At 75.4% G+C, this 3,509-nt stretch carries 3 protein-coding genes; all 3 read left to right on the top strand.

Annotated features, from left to right (window positions below):
* On the top strand, positions 1–667 hold a 667-nt coding region (locus tag VR45_RS23150), incomplete at its 5' end, for a glycosyltransferase (protein WP_045941741.1).
* A 334-nt stretch (positions 668–1,001) separates the two neighbouring features.
* Entirely contained in the window at positions 1,002–2,525 is a 1,524-nt protein-coding gene (locus VR45_RS23145) for an exopolysaccharide biosynthesis polyprenyl glycosylphosphotransferase (RefSeq protein WP_045941739.1), read from the top strand.
* Positions 2,526–2,533: 8 nt separating this feature from the next.
* The coding region (locus VR45_RS23140; protein ID WP_159394317.1) for an O-antigen ligase family protein at positions 2,534–3,509 on the top strand (976 nt) is incomplete at its 3' end.

The raw sequence follows: 3,509 nt of genomic DNA, 5'->3' as shown, positions 1-3,509 counted from the left end.
GCCCAACGGCGTGGACGTGCGCCACTACGCGCCCGCCGACCGTCGGGCCGCCCGGATCGCGCTCGGCCTGGAGCTCGACGCCCCGCTCGCGGTCTGCGTGGGCCGGCTCTGCCGCCAGAAGGGCCAGGACGTGCTGCTCGCCGCCTGGCCGGAGGTGCGGCGCCGGGTGCCGGCCGCCCGGCTGGCGCTGGTCGGCGGCGGACCGGAGGAGGCCCGGCTGGCCGCGACGGTCCGGGAGGGCGCCGAGCCGTCCCGGGTCCGGCTGGTGGGGGACGTCGCGGACCCCCGGCCGTGGCTGGCGGCGGCCGATCTGGTGGTGCTGCCCTCGCGCTGGGAGGGCATGGCGCTGGCCCCCCTGGAGGCGATGGCCTCCGGGCGTCCGGTGCTGCTGACCGACGTGCCGGGCGCGCGGGAGTGCCTGCCGCCGGTCGAACGCGCGTCCGCCGTGGTGCCGCCCGGCGATGTGGACGCGCTCGTCACCCGAATGGCCGAGGCGTTGTCCGATCCGATCGAGTGCGAGCGGCGCGGTCTGCGCCTGCGCGAGCACGCCGCGGCTCGCCATGATGTTCGCTCGGTGGTCGAACAGGTGGACGCGCTCTACCGCGACCTGCTGGGTGCCGGTCCGGCGGCCGGGCGACGCCGCGCCCGTGTCCCGCAGCGGATCTGATCGTTTCACATGCCGTGAATGCCCCGCCGATCCGGCGCCGTCGTATTCGCACCCTCAGCCGGTTGTGGATGAGGGGTGAAATCAGAAATACCTATTAATGGGCGGCTGGAATGAAAAGGCAAGTCAACTTCCAGCATTCAAGCCAGCGTTCGGTAACGTCTGATTTTGCCTGCTTCGTTTCGATTTCACGCCGGCAATTCGCGAGGAAATCGAAAGCCGCCAGCGGCAGCAGGTGCTGTCAGGACCGCGCCCACCGGGCCGGGACGGCCGCTCCGGGCCAACCGGTGCCGGGCCGCCGTCACCCCGGGCACACAGCAGGGGAGTTCGTGCGCTGATGACCATTGACCACGACAGCGTGCCAAGGCCCGGGCGGTCCCTGTCAGGCCCGCCCCGGCCCGCCACCGGGCTGCTCGACCGCCCGGCACGCTCCGCCCAGACCCGCAGCGCCGCCCCGGCCCGCCGGCACCGCCGCCCGGTCCGCGCCCGGCTCGCCCTGCCCGTCACCCTGGTCGCCGTCGACGCCCTCGCCCTCTGCACCGCCACCGGGGTCGCCAACCGCGCCCTCGACCCAGCCGTCCGGGTGGCACCCCTGCTCGGCGTCGCCGCCCTGCTGCCCCTGCTGCTCCTGCTCAACCTGGCCGGCGGCCTCTACCGCACCCGCCTCACCCTCTCCGTCCTCGACGAGCTGCCCGCCCTCACCGCGCGGGCGCTCGTCGCCTCCGCCTTCGCCATCAGCCTCGCCGGCTGCCTCGAAGGCCACTGGCCCGACACCGGCCCCGCCACCCCGGCCCGGCTGATCGTCCTCCTCGGCACCCAGCTGCTGCTCGCCGTCTGCGGCCGCGCCCTGCTCTACCACCTGGTGCGCCGGATCCGCCGCAGCCGCCCCAGCCCCGTCCTGGTGCTCGGCGCCGGCCGGCTCGGCCGCCGCGTCGCCGCCGCCCTCAACGAACGCGGCGAGTACGGGATGCGCCCGATCGGCTTCCTCGACCCCGACCCGCCGCTGCTCGCCGGCGACACCGACCTGCCCGTGCTCGGCGGCCGCGAAGTACTCGAACGCGAGGTCCGCCGCCACCGCGTCCACCACGTGGTCGCCACCGCCGGCGCCGCCGACGAGGCCGAGACCGCCGCCGCCCTGCGCGACGCCGCCCGCCTCGGCTGCCAGGTCTGGCTGGTCCCCGCACTGCGCGAGTACGGCTCCGTCGCCGCCGGACGCCTCACCGGCGCCGACCACCTCTGGGGCTTCCCCTGCGTCCGGGTCGGCCGCGCCGCGACCCGCCGCCCCGGCTGGGCCGTCAAGCGGACCCTGGACGTCACCGCCGCCGCGACCGGCCTGCTGCTGCTCGGCCCCGTACTCGCCCTCTGCGCGCTCGCCGTCCGCTTCGACACCGGCCCCGGCGTCCTCTTCCGCCAGCAGCGCACCGGCCTCGACGGCCGGGTCTTCACCGTCCTCAAGTTCCGCACCCTGCGGCCCAGCAACGAGCACGAGTCCGCCACCCGCTGGAACATCTCCCAGGACCACCGGATGGGCGCCGTCGGCCGGCTGATGCGCCGCAGCTCCCTCGACGAACTCCCGCAGCTGTGGAACGTGCTCCGCGGCGACATGAGCCTCGTCGGCCCCCGCCCCGAACGCCCCTACTTCGTCATGCGGTTCAGCCAGGCCTACCCCGAGTACGCGGACCGCCACCGCGTCCCCGTCGGCCTCACCGGCCTCGCCCAGGTCAACGGCCTGCGCGGCGACACCTCGATCGAGGACCGGGCCCGCTTCGACAACCGCTACATCGAGAGCTGGAGCCTCTGGCAGGACGTCAAGATCCTGTGCCGCACCGCGGCCCTCATGCTCCACCCGGACGGGAGCTGATCAACGCCGTGGCCCTGACCCTCGCCGCACCACCGCACCCCGCCCGGCTGTTACGGCGTGCGGGCGGCGTCCTCCAGGAACGCCCCGGCCTGCTGGCCGCCGCCACCGTGCTGCTGGTCTGCGTCCCCACCGGGGAGAAGGACGTCGCCGCCGCCGTCCACGTCACCGCCGCCGACCTCGCCTCGCTCGCCCTGGTCGCCCTCACCGCCGTCAACCTGCTGCGCGGCCGCACCCCCGCCATCGGCCGCGCCGACGCCGTCCGCTTCGGCGCGATCGTGACCGCCGCCGCCGTCGCCACCGTCGGCTCCATCGACCCCGCGACCAGCCTCACCGGCTTCGTCCGGCTCACCCAGGTGTTCGTGCTCGTCCCCGCCGCCGTGCTCTGCTCCCTGCGCGACCGCACCGACCAGCGCCTCGTGCTCGGCTCCTTCGTCGCCGCCGCACTGATCCAGGGCGTCGTCGGCGTCCACCAGTTCCTCACCGGCACCGGCGCCTCCTACACCGGCCGCCCGATCCGCGCCGTCGGCACCTTCGGCGCCCTCGACATCATGGCGATGTCCACCGTCGTCGCCTACGGCCTGCTCGCCGCCCTCGCCCTCGCCCTCGGCGAACGCGGACCCGACGGCGACCCCAGGCTGCGCCGCGCCATGTTCGCCGCCGCCGCCTTCCTCGCCCTCCCGCTCGCGGTCTCCTTCAGCCGCGGCAGCTGGATCGCCACCGCCGCCGCCGCCACCGTCCTGCTGCTGCGCGCCGACGCCAGGCTCGCCGTCCGCGGCGCCCTGCTCGGCGCCGCCGCCGTCGTCGTCCTGGTCGGCGGACTCGGCCTCGGCGGCTCCGGCGTCACCGACCGGCTCAGCTCCATCGGCTCCGTCTCCGCCGCCCCCGACCAGTCGGTCTCCGACCGCTACGACCTGTGGGCCACCGCCGGCCGGATCTGGCAGGACCACCCCGTCTCCGGCGCCGGCCCCAAAGCCTTCCAGCAAC

Source organism: Streptomyces sp. NRRL S-495 (assembly GCF_000966955.1).
GTDB lineage: Bacteria > Actinomycetota > Actinomycetes > Streptomycetales > Streptomycetaceae > Kitasatospora > Kitasatospora purpeofusca.
This window is presented reverse-complemented; position numbering and strand designations above follow the sequence as displayed.